Raw genomic sequence first — 21,427 nt, forward strand, 5'->3', positions numbered from 1 at the left:
AAAATGAAAAAAATCCTAACCAGTCTATTAGCCGTTAGTAATTTATCCGGCTGCGTTATCCATATAAGCCCAGAGTCGCCAGCCAATCATCAACTGGAAAAAAAACTAACCTTATCTACAACACAGATTTCATCATTGCATGCCAATGTAGATAGTGGCGATATCAAAATTATTGGTGTAGATGGGTTGTCAGAAATACGTGTTGACGCCAATATTCTTACTACCAAGGACGAGCGCTTCCGCCTAACGTTGGAGCAACATGGTGACAGAGCACAACTTATTGCTAAAGCGAACACCAATAGCAACCTTAACTGGTACAACGGGCAAAGCCCTAGAATCGATCTAACAATCTCTATTCCTAGTAATCTTGCCGTCAATTTGGATGACAGTTCGGGTGACATCGAGATCAGCAATATTCAGGGTAGGATGGAAATCGATGATAGCTCGGGTGATATTATTCTGCGTAATATTGCCAGCGCTAAAATTGACGACGGCAGTGGCGACATTTCTATTGAGCAAGCAAACGACTTAAAGATTGATGATGGCTCAGGCGACATCAATATAAAAGTCGCAGGTAACATAGAAATTGATGATGGCTCTGGTTCTATCACGATAGTCACAGCCAAAGACGTTGAAATTGACGACGGTTCAGGTGGTATTTATGTGCGAGATATTGAGGGTAAGGTAGCCGTTGTCGATAGCAGTGGCAACATAGATATTGAAAACATTTCCGGCCATGTCCAGATTGAAGATGAATCTGGTAACATCCGAGTGGTTAAGGCTGGGTCGTTAACCATCTCTGATGATACCTCTGGCTCCGTCGATACCCGAAATATCTCAGGAAGCGTCATCATCGATGGTCAACACTCACTGAAGTAATTCAACGATAAAACAGGCTCGATATGTCATCATATTTGGCCTTTTTTATGTCTTGTGACTAACCCGCACCCCGAAAAAGCAACATATTACAGGAATCTAAACGTTACACTGTTGCTTGATACCACTTCATCGCCTTAGCTAAATGCTTTTCAATAAAGTCATTTTTTAACGCAATATAGACTGGTATATCGTGATTAGCTTGTTGTGCAGCCAGCTGTTTGATACGTCCATACTCTGCAGCATGCATTGGGAATGCACGAAGGTAATCGCGAAAAGCTCTATGCTTTTTCAATTCAATGTGACCGCGAACAAAGGCGTGTACATGGTGACTACGCTGCACGCCTCCTTTTTGGAAGTAGCGGCGACCCACTATGCCATTTTCACCTCTTGCGGTATAGCCTCTTACTGCCAGTAGATCGTTGTTTTGTTCTAGCTGCTTGAGACAAGATACTTCGAGTAAAATATCAATTATTGGCTTAGCCACTAATCCTGCTACTGAAGTACTACCAATATGATCAACTTGCAACAGCGTATCGCCCAGTACAGCAGACAACACTTTTTGTTCTCGCTCGAATTGGGTTATCCAGTGTGGATTATATTCCACTACTTCCAATATTCGGTTTTGCATCTTGACTATCTGCTATCCTGTCAACGCCTTAACTCGCCGTCGCTTTTAGATACTTTTTCACCTTTTTCATCGCCATTTGGCGCTTTAGTGGTGATAGGTAATCGATAAACACATTGCCAGAGAGATGGTCAATTTCATGCTGCATTACGATAGCGAGGAAGTCGTCACTTTCTACGGTGATTGGCTGACCCGTTCTGTCTAACGCTGATACAACCACAGCACTATAACGCTCAACATCTGCATAATAATCAGGCACTGATAAGCACCCTTCTTGACCCATTACTTTGTCTGTTCCACTCACTATTTGCGGGTTGATTAAGATCAGTGGCTGATCTCTGGTGTCTGAAATATCAATAATAACAATCGCTTCTTTACGGCCCACCTGTGTTGCTGCCAAGCCTATTCCATGCTCTGTTGCATACATTGTTTCAAGCATGTCATCAATTAATGGTTGAACAGCCTCAATATCTTGAACCAGTTCTGCTTTAACTTTGAGCCTAGGATCAGGCACGGTGAGTATTTCCAAAATAGCCATAGGTTTCTTTTTATTTACTTCTACAAATTAGGATGCGCAGCATAACACAGCAGACATAGATAACTTATACACTTCCCTAACTTTCGACCATCAAAGCTCGGGAAAGAACCCTCGGATGTGCAACGTGCTCGGTGCCAGTCTAAGCGTAGAAAATTTCACTGACTTCAAGCACCGCCTTCTCCTAGGGCCTGTTGATTGTTGATTGCTGTTTGATTTTTGTTCCCCTCAGTGGGTTTTGAGGGCTGCGCTTGATAAAGTCAAAGTTGCCTATTCCGGTGCTTAAGCACATCTATCAGCAACCAACAAAACCAGCCCGTCATCAGCAGTGCGAAAACATCGAGTAAATAACCTTCACCTTCTGGAAAATCGGTTATGGGAAATGAGATCGCAATCGGTGAGATAACGGGTAACCATGCTGCTTCTCCGGTAAAACGAACACTGATAAACAAAAATAACAAAGCCATCACAAGCAATGCTGTTAGATCTTTCTTTTTTACCCCAACAATCCCATAAATCGGTAACACGATATAGCAGATAACGCCACTGAACAGCGTTGTTGCCGACAGAGTTTGGTTGTCTACTATCATAGAAAGACAGACAAACAAGCCCAGAATTGCGTAAAACATCAGGATATAGCCTGCACATCGATACTTCATTTTTCAAACAACTAAGAGAACTTTTTATTGACGCTATTGTAACCACACCCAAAAATTATGAAATGATTGTTTTCTGCTTATCTGAAACCCTGAACCGAAGCTAAAAAGCACAGTCCTTTGGCGAACCTTATAGATAGTTCCTATACTAACCGTTGTGCTACTAACTGACGCCCAAGGAAGCTGATGACCACCCGAAAGACACTTCAGATAACTGATATTTCCTTGCTACTGCTGTGCTTGATTGTTCTGTATGGTTGGTTTTCAAATACCCTAGCACTGACTTATTTTGTGCCAACGCTACCGCAAATGCAGGTGAATACAGCCCTTTGTTTCGCTTTACTCGCTTTGACAGGACTGTCCACACATCACCGTATTAAGGCCCTAAGCTGGCTCTCACTTTTTATCGGTTTGGCTATCACTGTGACCACTCTTGCTCAGTATATTTTCAAGATTGATATCGGTGTTGATACCTTGTTTTTTACCCCAAAGGCCAGCAATGATCTGTTTCCTGGTAGAATGGCACCAACTACTGCAATCTGTTTTCTAGCCTGCTTCACAGCTTTCACCATAAATAAAATATGGCAAAGCAGAACCTTTGCGGTAGAAATTGCTTTTGCACTCATCACCGTTCCAATCAGTGTCGCTGGGGTATCACTAGCTGGCATATTACTCGGATTAGAGAGAAGTTTAAGTGAAGGGCATATAGCTCGAATGTCAATTCCAACTATAATAGCTTTTGCACTAATTACCCTGCATCTCATTTTAAGCGTGGCCACGCGCCTTAAACAGCTACTATTTCGAGCCAGTAGCTATGTTATGTTATTGCTTTCACTGGCCAGTGTCGCAGCTTGGCTTGGGTTTACAAACACAGAGGTCAATCGCGCTCAAGTTTATACAAATAACACGCTAAATAATCTGACCTCAGCCTTGGATGCTCATTATGAGAAATCCAAACTCGCCTTGGCTAGAATGGCTGACCGCTGGGAAGCTGCTGAAGGCACAACATATAAGTTGTGGCAACAAGACGCTGATAACTATATTAAAGACCAACCTTGGCATCGAACCATCGAGTGGGTTGACAGAAACGGAACCGTAAGATGGGTATCTCCAGAAACTGGCAACGAGCAAGAACTAGGGATCAATCTTAAATTTGAGCCTAAAAGGCGCCAAGTTCTTGAGTACTCAAGAAATTACAACACTACTGTGCTATCAAGTCCGGTAACGCTAATACAAGGTGGTGATGGATTACTGATGGCTGCCCCTATCTTTTTCGATGATAAAAGGTTTGGTGGGCACATGTTGGGCATTTACGATTTAACGCAATTCTTCGACTACATTATGAAACAGGGTTTCATCGATGAGTTTGGCATCGCGATTTATTTCAACGATATGCCAATCTATCAATCTGAAGACGATTTAAGGCGTTTTTCAGGAAACATCACAGCAAGTACAACTTGGCTCAACAAATATCAGCTGCAAATTCACACACTCCCTCAAACCATCGCTCAGTTTCGCACGCCTTTGCCTGAAATTACATTAATATTGGGGCTACTCTTGTCTTGTTTGCTTGGTCTTGCCATGCACTATTGGCGTCAGAACCAGGATGTACTCACCAAGTTACGAAAACAAGAGGAACTGCTCGTTGAAAGCCTAGAGATGCAAAAAACTTTTGTAGAAGAGCTCGGGGAAGCGCTTGTAGTTGTTGATAAAGGAGGTGAGATTAAGGAATTTTCAAATGAAGCCCAGCGGTTATTTGGTTATAAAAAATCAGAGGTAATAGGGCATTCAGTAAAAATGTTAATGCCCCAAGACATCGCGATACACCATGATGACTACATGCAAAGCAACCAGTATAACTTTGAAAAATCCGTGCTGGGAAAAACACGCAAGCTAGCTGCTATTAAAAAGAATGGCGAGGCATTCCCAGTAGAAATCGTCGTGTCTAAAGTCGAGTTGAAACATACTCTATTGTTTGTCGCACTGATCAGAGATATTACAGAACTAGAGAAATATCAAGAAGATATCAAAACCCAACGAATGAAAGCACAACAGGCTAGTCAAATAAAAAGTGAGTTCTTGGCAAATATGAGCCATGAAATTAGAACCCCCTTAAACAGCATCATGGGTACACTAAGAATTCTCCATGATGACTTAGGTGCCCATAAATACAACAAGCTGGTTGCTAGCGCGCTGTTTTCTTCAAAGTCACTGCTTGCTGTGATTAATGATATTCTCGACTTTTCAAAAATAGAGGCGCGAATGCTCTCATTAGAGTCCATTCCATTCTCGGTGAAACAAATTATTGACTCTGTAACGTCTGATCTGGCTCCCATTGCAGAAAAAAAACAACTTTCTCTCAATACGCACATAGAAGAAGATAACCATGAGATCTGGCTAGGCGACCCCTACCGAGTGCGCCAGATACTACTTAATATCGTTTCTAATGCCGTAAAATTTACAGAACGAGGGGGAGTCGATGTCCATGTCAGCACCATATCAAAACAACAACAAACTATGCTGCAGTTTCTCGTTATCGATTCAGGCATTGGCATGGGTAAAGTCGCGCTAGATAACCTCTTTGGTCGCTTTACACAGGCAGAATCAACTATCACTAGGCGTTTTGGCGGCACGGGTTTGGGAATGGCTATCACCAAAAACCTGATAGAAATCATGCATGGTAGTATTCATGTTGAAAGTCGAGAAAACGTTGGTACAACCTTCACGATTCAACTACCACTCAAAAAATCAACAACCCCAGCTGAAAACGTCAGTAAACTTGAATCTATTCTTCCGCCCGACTTATCTGGTAAAACCATTTTGGTCGCAGAGGACAATGATATCAATCAAATCGTTATCGACTCGATGCTGTCTAAAACTAACGCCATTTTAAAAACGGCGAAAAACGGCGTAGAAGCTGTCAATATTCTCAAGCAAATTAAACCGGACCTGATCTTAATGGATATTCACATGCCAGTGATGGATGGTATTAAAGCCTGTCAATCAATCAAATCAATTAACCCTGAAATTCCTATCATTGCATTGACAGCTGATGTCATGACCGAGAGCGTGCGAATGTATCGCAAAGTGGGTTTTGATGGGCATATCGCTAAGCCTATTGATTTAGACAAGCTCTATCTCGTACTTGGCGAATTGATGAAGACCGATAATGCAACGTAAATTGTGCCTCTTTAAAATCAGCCTGGTGATCACGTGTATTTCAGTTTAATGCAAATAAAAGAACAATAATGAGTGGGTATTTTATTTGTTTTTATAGTCGTTTATAAAAAAAATATGCGCAACATCTCGATGTAGAGCATTTACTCTCTTATATTTTTTGGGATACTAAGGTCATCTAGATAACTTCTATTTAATACAAGAAAGGCCTAAAAAAAAACATGTAACACAATGATAAGAATAGCCAAAACAAAAAAACAAACACACCATTAACATTGTTTATTTAATGTTTATTTAATGTTGATAAAAGACCCAATTTAGGGTACATTCCCCGCCGAAAATTTGTAATTGAATCACTGACAATATCAGGATAGCGTCATATCTTCGATGAATAAAAAGTAAACAATCGAGAAAATAGCTATTCTTTGTCTCTTTCATGACGATGTATTGGGTATGTATCATGAGCACGGAGCGTGTTTATTCAGCTAAGTCGGCTAATTCCATTAAGTTGGCCGCATTTTTTGACATTTTGCCATTGTCTATCGCAGTGATACCGTGGGGCATTCTGTGTGGTTCTTTGGCTATTCAGGTGGGTTTAACCCCACTTCAGTCTCAATTGATGTCTCTACTTGTCTTTGCGGGCGCAGCACAATTGTCAGCACTAACCATTGTTGGAGCTAGTGGTGGCATCACCACTATACTGGGGAGTACTGCAGTAATAAGCTCCAGACATTTGCTTTACTCAGCAACATTTCGAGAATGCGCAACCAAACTGCCCTTTGGTCACAAAATTCTGCTTGCCTTTTTATTGACCGATGAAATGTTTGCAGTCACTGAAAACAAACGCAAGGAGCTAGGCCGCTTCCCACTTGATTATGCATTAATCTCCGGTGCGACATTCTACGTCATCTGGAACCTATCTACATTCGTTGGGATCATCGCAGGGACTAGCATTCCTAATCTCGAAAGCCTAGGTCTGGAATTTGCTATTGCAGCCACATTTATTGCCATGGTGGTTCCAAACATAAAGTCTTCACCCGTCCTTGCGGCAGTGCTCGTTTCTGCAACTTGTGCTGTGGTCTTTCACAAAATGAAAGTACCGAATGAGCTTCTACTATCTGCATTGATTGGCATGGTAGTTGGCTACTACTTAGATAAAGACAACGATTAAGGACGAAGTCATGAGCCTATTTCTTATCGCCATGATGGCTTGCATCACCTTTTTTATGCGATATGCATTCTTTATGGACAAATTACCAATCAAACTTGATGTAAGAGTGCAGCGATTTTTAAGCTTTACGGCGCCATGCATTTTAACCGCAATGGCTGCTCCCATCGTATTCGGCACGATGGAATTTACCACAACAGATATCAATAACCCGTTCCTGATAGCGGGCGTCATTACCATTTTATTAAGTCTTTTCGTGAAAAATACTTTAGTCGTGGTGTTAGCCAGTATGGCGGTATTTTTTGTGTTAAAAAACTTTATTTTGACCTAAAGGAGATAGCGTGTTTTTCAAAAGAAGTAAAAAGTTCAACATCACAGTCAACAACTGCGTAATGCAAGGAAAAGAGAGTAAGACCATTCTTGACACCATTTTACGTGCCAGAGACGTTGACTTTAAATATAGCTGTGGCTCCGGAGAGTGCGGCCAGTGCCGCTACCACTTAGTGTCGGGTGAAGTAAAAACATCACCTAATGCGGCCGGGTTGCTGGCGTGTCAGAGCTATCCAAAATCAGATATTGAAATAATTCAGTAGAGTGAATTACCCCATGAAGTTGAATAAAGAACAAAGTGCACAAATTAGAGAATCATATAACAACTCATTATTTCCTAAATCATTTGCAACTTGGTTAACTGGAAAACCGTGCGCGGATCAGAAACCTCTTATAAAAACACACTGGTCAGTATACGTACTATTTGTACTGAGCATTTTTTTCCTATCTTACTTTGTCGGATTTTATAACCAAGTGGAAGGGCAAAGCATTGCAGTCATGCTGCTATGTTGGGCAGGCTTGGTCTTTTCGACAAGACGTATGGCCGCCGTTATTTTACATCAAAGCGTACACGAGAGACTGAGTGGGAATGGCCGCTTTGACATGCTGCTCGGCGACTTTGTGACATTATTGATGCTAACGCAGGACTACAAAACCTACAAAGTTGATCACTGTAAAATACACCATGGTCCACTTACATTCGCCACAAAATATGATCCGATAGTGCAGTTTTTTTCGGTATTTGGTATCGATCTTGGTGAGAAAAAGAAGAATCTTTATATGAACTTCTTCATCAGTATTTTCTCTCCAATCTTCCATATCTCATTCTTTATCACGCGTTTGGGCTACAACATCAGTGCCGAAAGAAGCGTTAGAAGTCTATTCTCCATCGCCTACATCACCGCCTTATTAGTGGTGCCGTACTATTTAACAGGTGGTTTCAGCGCATTGTTCTTCGCCTACATCATTCCGGTGGTGTTTTTGTATCAAATTAGTGCCTTCATCGAAATCTGTAGTGAGCACGCTTGGTTTGAAAACAATATAAAAAACAAACAAGAGCTTTTGGAAGATCCGTACTTTTACAGTGATATCTCTTGGGGTAGATTTTGCGGCTCAAAACACCCAGAGAAAGGCATTTTTAAAAAGCTAAAATGGTACTTCGCACAGCTGTTTTATCACTTACCAATTAGGCTATTTATTCTGGTTGGTGATCTACCACAACATGATTACCACCACAGAAAGCCATTATGTTTTGATTGGGTAAACGCTAGGTACAACAGAGAAAAAGCGCTTTATAACCTTGCAGAAGGAGAACCTGAGTATATCGACATTTGGGGGATCCATAACGCGATTGAACATGTGTTCAGTGTAGTATCTGAAAAAGAGACGGGCTATATCTCTGACTTCAACAACTATTCAAAAGAAGCGACATAATTAACTGCTTAACATGTTATTAAACATAACCCCTAAAAAGAGTAAGTGCATTGTTGCCTTACTCTTTTTTATTACCTTTCCTTCTCATCTTTTATTTATCTTCTCTTACAATTTAGCTCAAAAAACAACCTTGACGACTAGCCGCAAACACACGTATTTTCAAAAGTGTATTGTTCTTTATCCGCAGTTGAGATTATGTAGCTCGCCGATTTACCCCTTTAAACCTGACAAGGAAGGCCATGAAGTTCACCATTTATCTGTTACTTTTTTGCTCGTTGCTAGCAACCTCTAAATCACAAGCGCAGTCATGTAAACCGATTATTGCAGTATATCCATCATGGCATGATTCCCCATCAAATCAGCAAACTATTCGCTGGGACAAATTTGATTATTTGGCAATTGCGTCAATTTACCCTCTGGCTGATGGTGCTTTGCATACTGACAGCGTCGATCATTTTATCGATGAGCTGGTGAGTAAAGCCAAGGCAAAGAATAAGAGAGTGATTATCTCTGTTGGAGGCAGCAACAAAGGAAGTCAGGGCTTTATAGCGGCAAGCAAAGATGAAGCTGCCTCAGCATTGTTAGTTAAAAATATCGTCGCTTTTGCAGTGAAGCATAGAGTGGATGGCGTTGATATTGATTGGGAATATTGGACGTATCAAAACGAGTTGAGAAAAGGAGGTAATGACCCCATTGAAAGCGCTTATTTAGTAAAGCTGCTACAACAACTTCGAGCAAAGCTGCCTAACGGTATTTTACTCACCACCGATATTTTTGCTGGTAATTGGGTGGGAAAACAATATTTACCTGAGCTGCAAAATCATGTCGATTACGTCAACCTAATGGCCTATGATTTTACAGGCGCTTGGCCAAGTTCTCCTGTTGCTCACCACGCTGATTACCCTACCTTCAAAAAAGCGATCGACTTCGTCATTCAACAAGGATTCGAAAAAAGTAAATTAATAGTCGGCATACCGTCATATGGAATTCAGTTTATAGATGGAAAAAACAAGCAGATTAAACATGTATCTTACAGAGAAATACTAAAGAAATTAGATACCCGTAAGTCAGCGCTAACGAATGGAAAATATGAAGATATTTATTTTGAAACACCAAACCTCGTAACTAAAAAAATACATTATATCAACGACAAAAAATTGGCTGGTGTCATGTTCTTCGAACTGCTATCTGATTCAGAAGATAAGCAACTCAGCCTTCTCAACCGTATCAAAGAAAACCTTAAAACAAGTCAATGTAATTACGGATCCTAAAGTCATACCAATCCACTTAATGAAGTGATCTATTTTGAGGCAAGGAAAACTTGGCGATAGCACCGCTCTCGCGTCCTGCTACCGCCAAGGTACCTACGTCCGTGTAGGCACCGCTCTCGCGTCCTGCTACCGCTTAGGTACCTATTTCAGTTACTTGATATCTGTAGTATCTTAATGCCAAAAACCTTTACGCAGACGATGCCAATTAATGAACAAGGAATTTTATGCTCGGTACACTTATAGCAGCGGCACTTTCCGTTTCTAGCTTACCTTCATTTACAGCTTGCGAACTCGACAAGCAACACTCTGAACTTGCCGGAAGCGAATGCATTTATGCCAAGCTACCACTCAATTATCACCAAACCGGAGACAAAGCCACAAATTCAACCGTTAGCGTTTTTGTACGCAAATTCCCTACACAAGGAAAACCAAAAGGAACATTATGGTTATTAGCTGGCGGACCGGGAGAATCAGGCGCCTCTTTTTATAACAAGATTGATTGGTTTGCAGCCCAATTCCCAGGATTTGATATTTATGTTCAAGACCATCGGGGTACCGGAGCATCGAGTGCAATTTGCCCACAGGAGACAATCGAATCAGAGCAAGGTGTCACTATCGCACCCAATGAATGGGGGCCTTGTTTTGGACACATTTTTCAAAACCCAGACTATGTAAAAAGCTTTAGCATAAGTAATGCTGCTGAAGATTTAACCCAGCTCATTGACCACTATGGCACAGGTAAAACCTATGTTTACAGTGTGTCTTATGGTACACAACTAGCCACACGCTTGATGTCACTGAACAAAGTGAAATTAGACGGTGTCATTCTTGACTCATTCGTTCCTCACCAACTGGACAAGCGATTTGATCTTTCTAATCGTTCACAAGTAGTCAATCAGGTTGGTTTAAAAGCTTTAGCAAAATTCAGCGATGAACCACACAAAATAGAGCAAAAGATTCTCGCCTTTCAGAAACAATACCCGTTACTGTCAGACCTCAATAACGCATTGCCACAAATAGCTTTGTCACAGTATCTTGGCCTACTACTTGACCATGAAACAATACGAGCAAAGATACCGTATATTGTCGACCAATTAGCCACAGGCAACAGTGCGCCATTACAAGCAGCCGGCTCAGATTTTCAAGATTGGCTGAGCAATATGTCTGGTAGCTACAGTAACGAAGGCATGTCAATCATGTTGGTGCAGCTGATCACTAAATCTGAGAACAACCTTCGCTTAGACCGCACAAAAGAACAGGCATTAAAGGAACAGCAATCGCTCGCTTTTAGTAGCCCACTACCGTACCTGATAGCGCAAAATCAAATTCCAGCATACGAAAAAGATAAGTGGTATGGACACGTACCCGACAGCGATGTTCCTGTACTCATTCTGCAAGGAACACTGGATCCAAAAACACAGTACGAAGGTGCACAAGCTCATGCAGCATTATTTGAAGGCAAAGTGAAACCTAAGTTAGTTGCTATCGATGGGGCGCCACATGCAATATTAAACACCACACAACGAGATATCGCTGCGGCAGAAATCAAGGCGTTTCTCAAAGACAAATAGCAGCTAATATCTGTATTGCTTTATGGCGCTGAATTATCAGCGCCATAAAATAACCAATCTAGTTATCTGCGCGCCTAGCCATCTCCGGCTTTAACCAATAAAAGGCTTTTGCAAAAGCGCTCGGGTAATATTGAAAAAGTAATGATAACGACAATCCAGACAAGGTAACGACGCCAAACATAAACACGATGCTATTGACGACACCGAGCTCAAGGCTTGCTAAGTAAAGTGCAAATGCAAGTACGCTCCAAGCCGCAACTCGTCTGATCTTCTGCTGTTTTTCACTGGGGTTATATTCTTTACCAAGGACTTTGGTGTACTTGCGCATTGAGAGTAAAAATAAGCACATCGCCAAGCAAACAAAGCCAATAACGAGGAATAAAATCATGCGGTTACCTCTTTCTCAGCCTTACGCCTTGGTATTTTCACCGTTACTTGGCCAGCGCGCTTAACTTGATAAGCAATACCAAAACACACCAAGCCCGCGGTAAAATTAGTTAAGTCAAATACCACATAAACCCAATCCGCACTCGCGATACTTGCGAATAAACCACGCTGTGTCGTAAGTGCATTCACGACGGGAACCAGCGTGAATAGGACGGCTGCTAACAACCATTGCTGATACCACGCTTTTCGTCCATTGTTTCTCCAGCTCAACCACATGCCATGTGACAAAAACACCAGCCACGTAATAAAGAAACCATGCATTTCCCAATCTGCTCGTGTATCTAAAGAGACTGGCAACAATCGATTCGCTAAAAAATAAACCGCAACGGCAGCAGGTAACCCCACAATGGTGCCGATATTTAACCCTTCGGTCAGTTTAAAGCTGAATGGTACACCACCGGGATTGCTCAGCGCCTTTTTACGACGTTTGGTCGTCCATAAAATCATCCCTGTGGCTATCATCACACAGCCAACTAATCCGCTAAAAAAGTACAACCAACGAATTGGCCAATTCGCAAAGATCCCTTCATGCAACTCTAAAAAGACAGACTGTATTTGACGCACACCTGTGTAATGCGGCTGATAACTGATCACCTCTCCTGTAACGGCACTCATGATCAGCTTAGTACCGTCATTGCTGGCTGTTGATAATTCAGGCGAGAACACCACCACACTATTTTCATCATATGGATGATATAGCCGTATTGCGTAATTGGCTTGTTGATTACCTTGTTCAGTCAGGTAAATATTGGCGTTGTTGTAGAGTTCAAGTAACGGCAGCATACTAGCGGGCTTGCCCGATGCCTCATTTGGTGCGCCACGCTGATAATACTCATCATAAAACTGCTTTTTGCTGGGTTCACCAAAGCCATAACTGGCATTCATCACAAACGGTACATAGGTAAAAGTAAACATGATCAGGCCCGAGTAAGTGATCATCAAATGAAACGGTAGGCTCATCACACTCATTAAATTGTGGCCATCAAGCCAGGACGTCGCCCCTTTATTCGGCCTAAAGGTAAAAAACTCTTTGAATATCTTTTTGTGAACAACGACCCCTGTCACTAATCCCAATAACATAAACAGGGTAAAAACACCCACAAAGTAATACGCCAACTTGGTTGGAAGATAGTGCAGACGATAGTGCATGCGATATAGCGTTTGGCCGCCACCGGTGTCTCTCGCCTGTAATATCTCGCCGGTATTGGCCGCTATTTTGTGCCTAACATTCACCAACTTGTGCTCATTATTTTTCTGCTGATAACCAAGCCAAAGATGAGATTCGGTACGTGTCATTGGTAAATAAATACGCCAATCCTTTGCCTCTTGTCCATGTTGCTCAAGATGCTCTTGCGCTGTATTGAGCGCGGTGTTTACCGATGCCGTATTACGCGGTAACTCCGGTTGCATCCAAGCGTCGATTTCGCTATCGAAGTAACCTAACGTACCAGTGACAAAGATAAAATATAGCAACCAACTTACGATGATACCGGTCCAAGTATGCAACCATGCCATCGACTGTCTGAAACCACTCTTCATATTGCCCCCATCAGCCAATCAATTGCCAAATGCAGTGCACTCGAAACCAGTAGCAGCAAGCAGCTTACTCGCAGCACTCGCTGCCATGCTTTCTGCGCAAATGCCCACATAATATAGGCGGTATAAACGGCAAAACTTAAAAAGGAGGCCGCAGCAACCGAGTCAGGTTTCGAAAGTGGTAATAATTGAGATATAACAATGGCAATCATCATCGCAAGCGGATAACCGACCAGGACGACAATAAGAATGCGAAGCACAACTTCATAGTTAACGATTGATTGAGTTTTACGCGCAGAGTTCACAGTACGACAGTATTTGAGTTTAGATAATCATAAATGATAACAATTATTGATTGTATTTGTAATCTGATCCTGAGAACTATTTTGTACAGTACAATAAACACCCTAACATGTGTGCCAGCTGTAAATAATTTATGCCTACTGTTTGTAGTTAGATTGAATAACCGTTAAACCTCACTTTCCCCCATTGCTAAATAACAATAACTCTCGTTATCATTCGCAAAATTCTTAAATGAAGATGTAAATTCCCTTATGAAACCGTTTAATTTGTCCTTGCTAGCGCTTGCTTGTGCCACCACCAGTCCGATCACTTTCGCCTCAACCAATATGGATGATATTGAGCGGATCAGTGTATATCATCGCCAAAACCAAGTTGTACAGAGCTCCGGACTGGCGACTAAATCGGATATGTCACTAATGGAAACACCCGCAGCAGTCGTGGTGATCGACAGTGAACTGTTAAATGCACAATTGATCAATAATCTACAAGATGTGATCCGCAATATCAGTGGTGTTACTCAAGCGGGTAACAACTATGGTATTGGTGACAACCTTGTGATCCGAGGTTTAGGGGCTAACTACACCTACGATGGCATGTACGGCGGAGCGGGCCTTGGCAACACGTTTAATCCGACTCGTTCCATGACTAACGTTGAATCGGTGGAAGTGTTAAAAGGACCCGCAACTGGACTATACGGAATGGGCAGCGCCGGCGGTGTGATCAACCTAATAGAGAAAAAGCCAGAATTTAGCGCTGCGCATTCCGTTACCGCTGAGCTAGGTCAATGGGACACACACGCATTTGAGCTGGATTCTACCGATGCGCTGACTGAGCAATTAGCTTACCGTGTGTTAGTTAAATCGGCCCGTAGCAAAGGCTATCGCGATTTAAACAACGACCGAGACGAAGCCTATGTCAGTTTTAAGTATCAATTTAATGATAGCCACGATGTGATGCTTTCAAGCGCTTATATCAAAGATGGCATTGCGGTTGACTCAATAGGTCATCCTATTCGTATTTACAACGCCGCATCGACGGGTGGCAAAACGGCAAGTGACGTTACTTGGGAAGATCTTATCAACGACCCGAATGGTGAAGGTTTATTGCTCACGGACTCACAACGTCAACAACTTGCGGATTCACTCGCGAGTAATGATGGTCTCACGCCTTATACTTTTGGCCACAACGGTATTATCTCACCAATGGCCAAAGACAACGAAGGCGAAGAATTACGTATTAAACTGACTCACAATATCGACTTAACCGATAGCCTGTATTTTAACCATCAGCTACAGTACCGCAATTATGATTCTGGCTTTGCCCGTCAAACTGGCGCATACAATTATGTTTATTGGCAACGTAGAGGAAAAGTTAATGAAAATCCTCGTGCACCACTGGTTATCGACGGAGAACTTTATCCCTTTGCAGCTAGACGCCAAGAGTATCGTAAAGTAGAAGCAAACGAACGCTCATGGCAGTATTTCGCGGATCTGCGTTACGATTTTAGCATCAGCGGTATCGACAATGAGTTTTTGATCAATGCCAACTATGAAGACCGAGACATCCGCTTCAAGCAGTTTTCAATATACGACGCAGATAAAGTGATTAAAAACTCAGAAGGTGAGACGATCTACCAAGGTACCTTGCCTTACATTCTTGATATCCGCTCACCGAACTGGGCTGAAGGCAGTTTTGAAGATCACGACCCGTTAAACACCAGTAACTACAACAAAGCGGTTAGCGCGTGGGGCATCGGCGCACAACACGTTGCTTATTTTGATTTTGGTTTAACCACCCGTGTGGGATTGGCCTATAACGAAATCAGTCAAAGCTATACGCATTTAGGTGTCGACCCACGTTATAGAGCCAGCGCAGCAAAACCTAGACCTGAGCAAGATACCGAGGACAGTGGTTTAACCTATAACCTAGGCGTGACCTATATGCCAACGGACAACTTTTCTGTTTTTGCGAACCATGCAAAAGGCCGCACCGCCTATAGTGTACTTGGAGAAGTAGTTGGTAATGAAAATGATAGAGAAGATACCGAGTCAATCAGTAATGATATCGGCATGCGCTTAAAAGCATTTGATGATCAACTCGTTGCCTCACTCGTCGTGTTTGAATCAAGCCGCACTAACCTACGTTATGGCAACCCTGACTTTGAAGAAGGAGTATCATCATCACACATCCCTCGCTATTATTATGATGGTAAAGAAAAAACCGACGGCGTTGAATTAGACCTAAATGCATTCTTAAATGAACAGTGGAAAATCAATGTAAATGCTGTCTATCAAGATGCGCGAGATCAGAAAGATCCTAACCGGGACACGTATGACACTCGACAAAAAGGTATCCCTTACGTCACAGTAGGCAGTTGGGTAACACATTCGAGTTATGCCTTTACCCAACATGCACCGATAGAATTTAGCCTGGGCTTACAATACGTAGACAAACGCAGCACTCAATCGACATCTTTCGGTATTCCAGATGGTTTCGTGCCAAGTTACACCGTGTTTGATGCGGCGGTTGCTTACAACTCTAAGCACTGGGGTATGCAGCTAAAAGTCAACAACCTGTTTAACAAGACATATTACAGCAAAGCAATGTTCTTAGGCGGAATGCCTGGCGAAGAGCGAAATGTAATGCTGCGCGTTAATTACAACTTCTAAAGATGATGCTGGCGTGTAAATCATCACGCCAGCGGCTCCAACCACTGATTCATTTTGAGACAAGACACCTTGTCGTTTACAAACTACATGCATAGGTTTGGGAAGGATAACGCGCTTTGTGTAACCTTGCCTCCAGTTCATGTTTGAGCACAAACCCTAACTGGCACATTTTTTGTACTGTTTCAGTATCTGTTTATCTACTCTGATTTACTGATGCTTTTTGGCAATATTTTGCCGGAACGAGGATAGCGCGGGATCTCACTTTTGAAAGAAGGACTTATAATGACGCCTATACAATTTAGCCAACAAGGGATGCAATTACTTCAAGCTCGCTCGCTGACAGGCAACGAAATAAAGCAATTCTCCAATATTTTAGCCGACGCAAAACAACACGACGGATTCGCAAAAGACTTTTTAAACTCGCTATCGGCCCAAGATCTAGAACTGGTGCGCAAGGCAAATTCTCTGGCTGACACAATCAATATTGAACAGCTTACTAAAGAAGGTGCACAAAACCTGCTCGCTAGACCTGATGGTACAGGCTTAGTCGATTTGAATAATGATGGCATTGTTGAAGTCGGAGTTGCAAAAACCATTCATTTTCCACCAGTTAATGCACCACAGTTTGTCAAAGATGCATGGGAAGCATCGACAGATGGAATGAGTGAGGGCGACAAAGCCATTCTGATGTTTAGAATGCATATTCAAATTTATGGATTGCAAATCGATGGTGGGCCACAGAAGAATCCACTCCCTCCAGAGCAGCAATGGAATGATCATAATATTGAGCAGCTTTTTAAACAGTTATACGCAAATTTAGAGTTCGAAGTTGGTCAAGAGGGATGGACCAAACACAATAGAGCATCACTGGAGTTTTATAAAAAATTTGCCGCAGAATTAAAGGAAAACGCGACAAAAACAGCCTCTACAGTGGCGCAAAAGAGTTTAAACTCCGCACAGAGTAATACACAAAAAATAGCAGCTTCGCTGTACGAGTCCGATCTCAAACAACAGATCAAAGCCCACTCTGATCAACAAACTTCTCACGCTAAACAGCGATAGCACGACCAATTTATACCAACCCCTTTCGGTTGCAAATCAACACCATCGGGGTTTACTTCTGCGTTCTAAGCCTATGATTAGGTATCGATAAACAGCACCATTCATTGGCTGCGCAATCAAAACTATAGCTTCAACACTTGACCTTGCAGATAGCTCAGCTTTTGACATTGCGCTTGAAGTGCCTCGATAAAATCACGAGTATGAACGGGGGGAACGCGCTGACTCGGCCAAAGCGCGTAAACATTACGGGTAAATTGGCAATCACTTAGGTAGCTAAACGCCTCGGAAGGAGACGAAATCAGTTCCGCGATTTCGGTCATGGGCAATACACCAGCACCATTCCCCGAACCAACCAACTTACGTACTAAGGTGATATCACCAATGTAAGAAATCTGATCAAACCGAGCTAACAACGTCCGCCATTCATTAGTGGCTGGCAACTGAGACATTTTAAAAGGTAAAAATAAAGTGGTGGAGTCTTGGCTTTGCTTCGCGACAATCGCTTTGACCACAATTTGGCCTAAACGTTTTTGAAATACGCTAGAATCTGACGACTCACCAACTCGTATTGTTAAATCAAAGCGTTTCTGACTGAGCAATTCAATGTTATTTGCCGGCTCCACGTGCAATTTAAGACGCGGGTAACGCGTTTGGAATGACTGCAACGCCTCATATAAAGGTCCTATCATCAAGTTTTGCGGACAAAGTAAGTTGAAAGATTCCACTTCAAGCCTTGGCAAAGCATCACTTTGTGCTTGTAGTGCCAATAAAGGGTCTGCCATATTATCAACAATGGTTTGACCATGATTGGTCAGGGTCAAACCTCGGGCACTACGTATCAACAACGGATAGCCAAGCCTTTCTTCCAGCGCTAATACCCGCTTTGACAAACTTGGAGCACCAACACCTAGATGTGCCGCAGCTTTCGCAAAACTACCCCGGCGACTGATCTCTATAAAAAGTATTAAATCATCTAGCATGTTTACCTTGGCAATCTTTGCTTTCCATTTCAGCCATTCTTCTTTTATGTCAACGCCTTACAATCATACCAACAGCCAAAGGAGAAAACATGCAAAAACTTATATTCACGTTATTACTGTCATTATGCCTGTCTTTCATGGTGTCAGGTTGGGTCACCTACATCAATTTAGGACTCGTCACAAACTTTACCGCACGTTGGGCGCATGCCTTTTGCAATGCCTGGCCCGCCTCGTTCGTAGCGGCATATTTACTTTCAGGCCCAGTTTCAACCATTACCCAACGTATTATGGAGAAGTGCTATGGCAAAACACAATAATGTTAACTTTGTGGCCCACATCACCCCAAGACCGACACATTATCAGGACTGTATCGATGCCATTGTTGCGATTTTACCGGTAACACGCAGCGAAGTTGGGTGTCTAAGATTTGAACTGTATGAGAATGAAGCTCGTACTCAACTCACTCTGGTTGAACGATTTGTAGATCAAGCGGCTTTTGATTTTCATCACCGACAAGATTATACCCAACGGGTTTTTGAGCTATACCAAAATTGGCTAGAAAAAGCAGTGGATATACTTCCTTTAGTCCACAAAGGGTAAATCACTACCAAACAGCCTAGCAATGGCAGGAAGTGTGTGCCTGTCATTGCTAGGGGACAATCCGTAAAAAATAGCGCAATAGCATGTCGCTTATCCGGAGTTCAGGTTAATTAACCATTACTCTGCTTATATTTAGCTCTAAATATTTCAATGATTTTCGCATCTACCCAGTAAGGATCACCCATAGGATAACGACTTCCATCAGCGCGTGTCTTCACCTCTCCACGCCAAAAAGTCAGGTATTTACCGTCTGGTGTAACCTTCGGCCGCTGCTCATACAATGGCGTATTTATGGCGCCACCCATACTGATAGCCTCTCCCCATGAACCGTCTTTATTGCGAAAGCTGATAAAAATATCTGGTGTCGATGCACCGTCAACTTCAGCGTCCCACATTAGATAAGACTCATCAGGCGCGATAAAAGGATGTGCTATGTATTTGCCTTTGTTTACCGCGTCGCTCATTTTATGAGGCTGCTCATATTTACCATCAATTAAGCGAGAATAGCTTAGGTGCCCGCTGCCATCTTTGAAGTCTAAAACGTAAAAATAAAAGGTGCCTTTGGCTGACGTTGTATAACCGATAATTGGGATATCTTTAAAACGGTCATGCTTTTTTATATCCGACAGAGGTGGGCTAAAGCGTTGCTGATAGCTTGGAATGTCTGCCGCAGCAATCTTTTTGTTATGCCACTTACCGTCTTGATATTGCATCAGTATCCACGCTCGGTTTAAGTAACCCTTTTCGGCACGCGTGAACGACAGTTCCGTCATATCCGTTGAAAATAACACTTCCGTTTCATGGTGCGCTTCGGTTGCAATAATGCCGGGCGCAAAGGGCTTGGGTGTTAACCCCGGAGATTTTTGTCCAAAATAACGACCTTCTAAAACCGCCGGTTTTTGTTGGCTATGACTGGCGCCAGCCATTATCACAGTTGAAAACAATAAAAGGATTGAAAAGTAGTTTAACTTCATGATGCTCCTTACTCAAAACAAACAACTTATTGCAGCTACAAGATTCCTTCACCCTAACTAAAACCACGATTCAACACCTGACGTGGTCATGATTATTAGATGATTTTGTTCTGAGAACGATAAAATGTTCAACTTGGCATACAGTGGTAGCTCAAGAAACACTCGCGAAAAGACAAACCAAAATAAAAAACTTATCATTACTTATTAAAAAGTTATCGGTTTTTCCTAGGTGTTATTTTCGCTAGTGAGTGCCTTTTTGCAAAAATGATAGGCAAATCCAAATCACCTCCCTGTTCATTTGGGCTTACTGACATTTACATCCTTAAGCCAATGTTATAAATCTCCCACTAAGCGTCTAAAACGCAACCCCAACGCTAATTCACGAACACTATATTCAGGGTCATGCGCTCGATTGAGCAACAAAGGGGCAGTAAATACCTCTTCGCGACCGATATAGGCAACGTAATACAGGGAAGATCTTCTTACACCAGGATCTGGGTGATGCTTGGCCGCCCATTCAAATAACTTAAGTGTTTCAAGGCCTTGTTCTGGCAACCAAGCCAAAGTATATGGAATGCGTGTTGCGGTTCCGTGTTTGGCAGTTTCGACTAGCCCTTCTGACAATGCATTTCTTACGTTTGGTAATTGCTCACCCAAATCCTTCCAAAACTGGTTTCTTTTTGGCGGAAAGCCACTTTCATCATGATGACTAAATTTAATGTTTACCGCAGCAAATGCTGACGCTATCTTAATCCGTACGGCTTTATCGGGATGGGTAAACAACCCCCAAAGTTCCTCCAGCGACTCACCCACCATTATCGCCCTAAATACCAAAGCTTCTTCGTAAGAGAATCCCTCCATCCATTTCGCATATTCGGCATCACTGTCTTTTTCAATGCCTGTATGCCTCCCATTTGGGATAGATAATGGGTCAGAATGCTGCATTTTTTCAGCATATTGCGCGACAAATACCGGCGGCTCGGCATAGGTAATTGGCTGTGTACTCAACCCTGCCAAGGCATGTATAACTACAGCCAAAACCACCAACAACGCAACAGCCAAAGCGATAAGGACTTTTTTCCACGTAGAACTGATCTTCATAATTTTCTCCATTAACAACAAGAAATACCTAAACGTAGGTAAATCGAACACTTGAAAATTAAATGAGGGTCTAGAAAAACAAATGATGTGAGGCTGATTTATGGCTGAA

General features: G+C 42.4%; 21 protein-coding genes. 12 read left to right on the forward strand and 9 right to left on the reverse strand.

Annotation, left to right across the window (positions count from 1 at the left end):
• The first annotated feature begins 3 nt into the window (after positions 1-3).
• Positions 4-879: a hypothetical protein gene (locus tag ACSLBF_RS16925; RefSeq protein ID WP_440054508.1), complete on the forward strand. Its 876-nt coding sequence runs from the start codon at positions 4-6 to the stop codon at positions 877-879.
• Positions 880-982: 103 nt separating this feature from the next.
• Here ACSLBF_RS16925 and ACSLBF_RS16930 read toward each other — a convergent pair whose 3' ends face one another.
• From ACSLBF_RS16930 to ACSLBF_RS16940, 3 genes are all read right to left on the reverse strand, one after another.
• A complete protein-coding gene (locus tag ACSLBF_RS16930; RefSeq protein ID WP_440054509.1) occupies positions 983-1,507 on the reverse strand; it encodes a GrpB family protein in 525 nt (174 codons plus the stop codon).
• 28 nt (positions 1,508-1,535) lie between these two features.
• Positions 1,536-2,042 (reverse strand): peptide deformylase, encoded by a 507-nt coding sequence (def, locus tag ACSLBF_RS16935; RefSeq protein ID WP_440054510.1) that lies wholly within the window; start codon positions 2,040-2,042, stop codon positions 1,536-1,538.
• A gap of 257 nt (positions 2,043-2,299) precedes the next feature.
• Positions 2,300-2,698, reverse strand: coding sequence for a hypothetical protein (locus tag ACSLBF_RS16940; protein ID WP_440054511.1), 399 nt, complete (start codon positions 2,696-2,698; stop codon positions 2,300-2,302).
• A gap of 183 nt (positions 2,699-2,881) precedes the next feature.
• Between ACSLBF_RS16940 and ACSLBF_RS16945 the strand changes: the two genes are divergently transcribed.
• From ACSLBF_RS16945 to ACSLBF_RS16975, 7 genes are all read left to right on the forward strand, one after another.
• Complete coding sequence (locus ACSLBF_RS16945; protein WP_440054512.1) at positions 2,882-5,875, forward strand: ATP-binding protein; 2,994 nt, start codon at positions 2,882-2,884, stop codon at positions 5,873-5,875.
• Between the two features lie 457 nt (positions 5,876-6,332).
• On the forward strand, positions 6,333-7,043 hold the full coding sequence (locus ACSLBF_RS16950; RefSeq protein WP_440054513.1) for an AzlC family ABC transporter permease: 711 nt from the start codon (positions 6,333-6,335) through the stop codon (positions 7,041-7,043).
• Positions 7,044-7,053: 10 nt separating this feature from the next.
• Positions 7,054-7,371: an AzlD domain-containing protein gene (locus ACSLBF_RS16955; protein WP_440054514.1), complete on the forward strand. Its 318-nt coding sequence runs from the start codon at positions 7,054-7,056 to the stop codon at positions 7,369-7,371.
• Positions 7,372-7,381: 10 nt separating this feature from the next.
• Entirely contained in the window at positions 7,382-7,633 is a 252-nt protein-coding gene (locus ACSLBF_RS16960) for a 2Fe-2S iron-sulfur cluster-binding protein (RefSeq protein ID WP_440054515.1), read from the forward strand.
• A 13-nt stretch (positions 7,634-7,646) separates the two neighbouring features.
• Positions 7,647-8,804, forward strand: a complete 1,158-nt coding sequence (locus tag ACSLBF_RS16965) for a fatty acid desaturase (protein WP_440054516.1) — start codon at positions 7,647-7,649, stop codon at positions 8,802-8,804.
• A gap of 239 nt (positions 8,805-9,043) precedes the next feature.
• Positions 9,044-10,075 (forward strand): glycosyl hydrolase family 18 protein, encoded by a 1,032-nt coding sequence (locus tag ACSLBF_RS16970; protein WP_440054517.1) that lies wholly within the window; start codon positions 9,044-9,046, stop codon positions 10,073-10,075.
• A gap of 224 nt (positions 10,076-10,299) precedes the next feature.
• Positions 10,300-11,646, forward strand: coding sequence for an alpha/beta hydrolase (locus tag ACSLBF_RS16975; protein ID WP_440054518.1), 1,347 nt, complete (start codon positions 10,300-10,302; stop codon positions 11,644-11,646).
• Positions 11,647-11,704: 58 nt separating this feature from the next.
• Here the strand turns inward: ACSLBF_RS16975 and ACSLBF_RS16980 are convergent, their stop codons facing one another.
• Genes ACSLBF_RS16980 through ACSLBF_RS16990 form a run of 3 tightly spaced genes read right to left on the reverse strand, consistent with a single transcriptional unit; the run spans position 11,705 to position 13,934 of the window.
• The gene (locus tag ACSLBF_RS16980) at positions 11,705-12,034 is read right to left on the reverse strand and encodes a DUF3325 family protein (protein ID WP_440054519.1); all 330 of its coding nucleotides are present in this window, start codon (positions 12,032-12,034) and stop codon (positions 11,705-11,707) included.
• The gene (locus ACSLBF_RS16985; protein ID WP_440054520.1) at positions 12,031-13,632 is read right to left on the reverse strand and encodes a PepSY-associated TM helix domain-containing protein; all 1,602 of its coding nucleotides are present in this window, start codon (positions 13,630-13,632) and stop codon (positions 12,031-12,033) included. Before ACSLBF_RS16985 ends, ACSLBF_RS16980 begins: the two co-directional genes overlap by 4 nt.
• Positions 13,629-13,934, reverse strand: a complete 306-nt coding sequence (locus tag ACSLBF_RS16990) for a hypothetical protein (RefSeq protein ID WP_440054521.1) — start codon at positions 13,932-13,934, stop codon at positions 13,629-13,631. The genes ACSLBF_RS16985 and ACSLBF_RS16990 overlap by 4 nt, the downstream gene beginning before the upstream one ends.
• A gap of 249 nt (positions 13,935-14,183) precedes the next feature.
• Here ACSLBF_RS16990 and ACSLBF_RS16995 point away from each other — a divergent pair, with 249 nt between their 5' ends.
• Positions 14,184-16,601: a TonB-dependent receptor gene (locus ACSLBF_RS16995; protein ID WP_440054522.1), complete on the forward strand. Its 2,418-nt coding sequence runs from the start codon at positions 14,184-14,186 to the stop codon at positions 16,599-16,601.
• A 282-nt stretch (positions 16,602-16,883) separates the two neighbouring features.
• Positions 16,884-17,663 (forward strand): hypothetical protein, encoded by a 780-nt coding sequence (locus ACSLBF_RS17000; RefSeq protein WP_440054523.1) that lies wholly within the window; start codon positions 16,884-16,886, stop codon positions 17,661-17,663.
• A gap of 122 nt (positions 17,664-17,785) precedes the next feature.
• Here ACSLBF_RS17000 and ACSLBF_RS17005 read toward each other — a convergent pair whose 3' ends face one another.
• On the reverse strand, positions 17,786-18,643 hold the full coding sequence (locus ACSLBF_RS17005) for a LysR family transcriptional regulator (RefSeq protein WP_440054524.1): 858 nt from the start codon (positions 18,641-18,643) through the stop codon (positions 17,786-17,788).
• 89 nt (positions 18,644-18,732) lie between these two features.
• On the opposite strand from ACSLBF_RS17005, the gene ACSLBF_RS17010 reads away from it, so the two are divergent.
• On the forward strand, positions 18,733-18,960 hold the full coding sequence (locus ACSLBF_RS17010) for a DUF2798 domain-containing protein (RefSeq protein ID WP_440054525.1): 228 nt from the start codon (positions 18,733-18,735) through the stop codon (positions 18,958-18,960).
• Positions 18,944-19,243, forward strand: coding sequence for a putative quinol monooxygenase (locus ACSLBF_RS17015; protein ID WP_440054526.1), 300 nt, complete (start codon positions 18,944-18,946; stop codon positions 19,241-19,243). The genes ACSLBF_RS17010 and ACSLBF_RS17015 overlap by 17 nt, the downstream gene beginning before the upstream one ends.
• 110 nt (positions 19,244-19,353) lie before the next feature.
• Here ACSLBF_RS17015 and ACSLBF_RS17020 read toward each other — a convergent pair whose 3' ends face one another.
• Together ACSLBF_RS17020 and ACSLBF_RS17025 are read right to left on the reverse strand one after the other, a co-directional pair.
• Complete coding sequence (locus ACSLBF_RS17020; protein ID WP_440054527.1) at positions 19,354-20,217, reverse strand: hypothetical protein; 864 nt, start codon at positions 20,215-20,217, stop codon at positions 19,354-19,356.
• A gap of 333 nt (positions 20,218-20,550) precedes the next feature.
• On the reverse strand, positions 20,551-21,318 hold the full coding sequence (locus ACSLBF_RS17025; protein ID WP_440054528.1) for a HEAT repeat domain-containing protein: 768 nt from the start codon (positions 21,316-21,318) through the stop codon (positions 20,551-20,553).
• Between the last annotated feature and the right edge of the window lie 109 nt (positions 21,319-21,427).

Origin of the sequence: Pseudoalteromonas sp. T1lg65, from assembly GCF_051930985.1 — a bacterium.
In the GTDB taxonomy this organism is placed as follows: Bacteria; Pseudomonadota; Gammaproteobacteria; order Enterobacterales; family Alteromonadaceae; genus Pseudoalteromonas.

Excerpts from the sequence above, each read along its gene's own strand:
- ACSLBF_RS16925 (WP_440054508.1), top strand. The coding sequence starts at position 4 with ATGAAAAAAATCCTAACCAGTCTATTAGCCGTTAGTAATTTATCCGGC.
- ACSLBF_RS16930 (WP_440054509.1), bottom strand. The coding sequence starts at position 1,507 with ATGCAAAACCGAATATTGGAAGTAGTGGAATATAATCCACACTGGATA.
- def (WP_440054510.1), bottom strand. The coding sequence starts at position 2,042 with ATGGCTATTTTGGAAATACTCACCGTGCCTGATCCTAGGCTCAAAGTT.
- ACSLBF_RS16940 (WP_440054511.1), bottom strand. The coding sequence starts at position 2,698 with ATGAAGTATCGATGTGCAGGCTATATCCTGATGTTTTACGCAATTCTG.
- ACSLBF_RS16945 (WP_440054512.1), top strand. The coding sequence starts at position 2,882 with ATGACCACCCGAAAGACACTTCAGATAACTGATATTTCCTTGCTACTG.
- ACSLBF_RS16950 (WP_440054513.1), top strand. The coding sequence starts at position 6,333 with ATGAGCACGGAGCGTGTTTATTCAGCTAAGTCGGCTAATTCCATTAAG.
- ACSLBF_RS16955 (WP_440054514.1), top strand. The coding sequence starts at position 7,054 with ATGAGCCTATTTCTTATCGCCATGATGGCTTGCATCACCTTTTTTATG.
- ACSLBF_RS16965 (WP_440054516.1), top strand. The coding sequence starts at position 7,647 with ATGAAGTTGAATAAAGAACAAAGTGCACAAATTAGAGAATCATATAAC.
- ACSLBF_RS16970 (WP_440054517.1), top strand. The coding sequence starts at position 9,044 with ATGAAGTTCACCATTTATCTGTTACTTTTTTGCTCGTTGCTAGCAACC.
- ACSLBF_RS16975 (WP_440054518.1), top strand. The coding sequence starts at position 10,300 with ATGCTCGGTACACTTATAGCAGCGGCACTTTCCGTTTCTAGCTTACCT.
- ACSLBF_RS16980 (WP_440054519.1), bottom strand. The coding sequence starts at position 12,034 with ATGATTTTATTCCTCGTTATTGGCTTTGTTTGCTTGGCGATGTGCTTA.
- ACSLBF_RS16985 (WP_440054520.1), bottom strand. The coding sequence starts at position 13,632 with ATGAAGAGTGGTTTCAGACAGTCGATGGCATGGTTGCATACTTGGACC.
- ACSLBF_RS16995 (WP_440054522.1), top strand. The coding sequence starts at position 14,184 with ATGAAACCGTTTAATTTGTCCTTGCTAGCGCTTGCTTGTGCCACCACC.
- ACSLBF_RS17000 (WP_440054523.1), top strand. The coding sequence starts at position 16,884 with ATGACGCCTATACAATTTAGCCAACAAGGGATGCAATTACTTCAAGCT.
- ACSLBF_RS17005 (WP_440054524.1), bottom strand. The coding sequence starts at position 18,643 with ATGCTAGATGATTTAATACTTTTTATAGAGATCAGTCGCCGGGGTAGT.
- ACSLBF_RS17010 (WP_440054525.1), top strand. The coding sequence starts at position 18,733 with ATGCAAAAACTTATATTCACGTTATTACTGTCATTATGCCTGTCTTTC.
- ACSLBF_RS17015 (WP_440054526.1), top strand. The coding sequence starts at position 18,944 with ATGGCAAAACACAATAATGTTAACTTTGTGGCCCACATCACCCCAAGA.
- ACSLBF_RS17020 (WP_440054527.1), bottom strand. The coding sequence starts at position 20,217 with ATGAAGTTAAACTACTTTTCAATCCTTTTATTGTTTTCAACTGTGATA.
- ACSLBF_RS17025 (WP_440054528.1), bottom strand. The coding sequence starts at position 21,318 with ATGAAGATCAGTTCTACGTGGAAAAAAGTCCTTATCGCTTTGGCTGTT.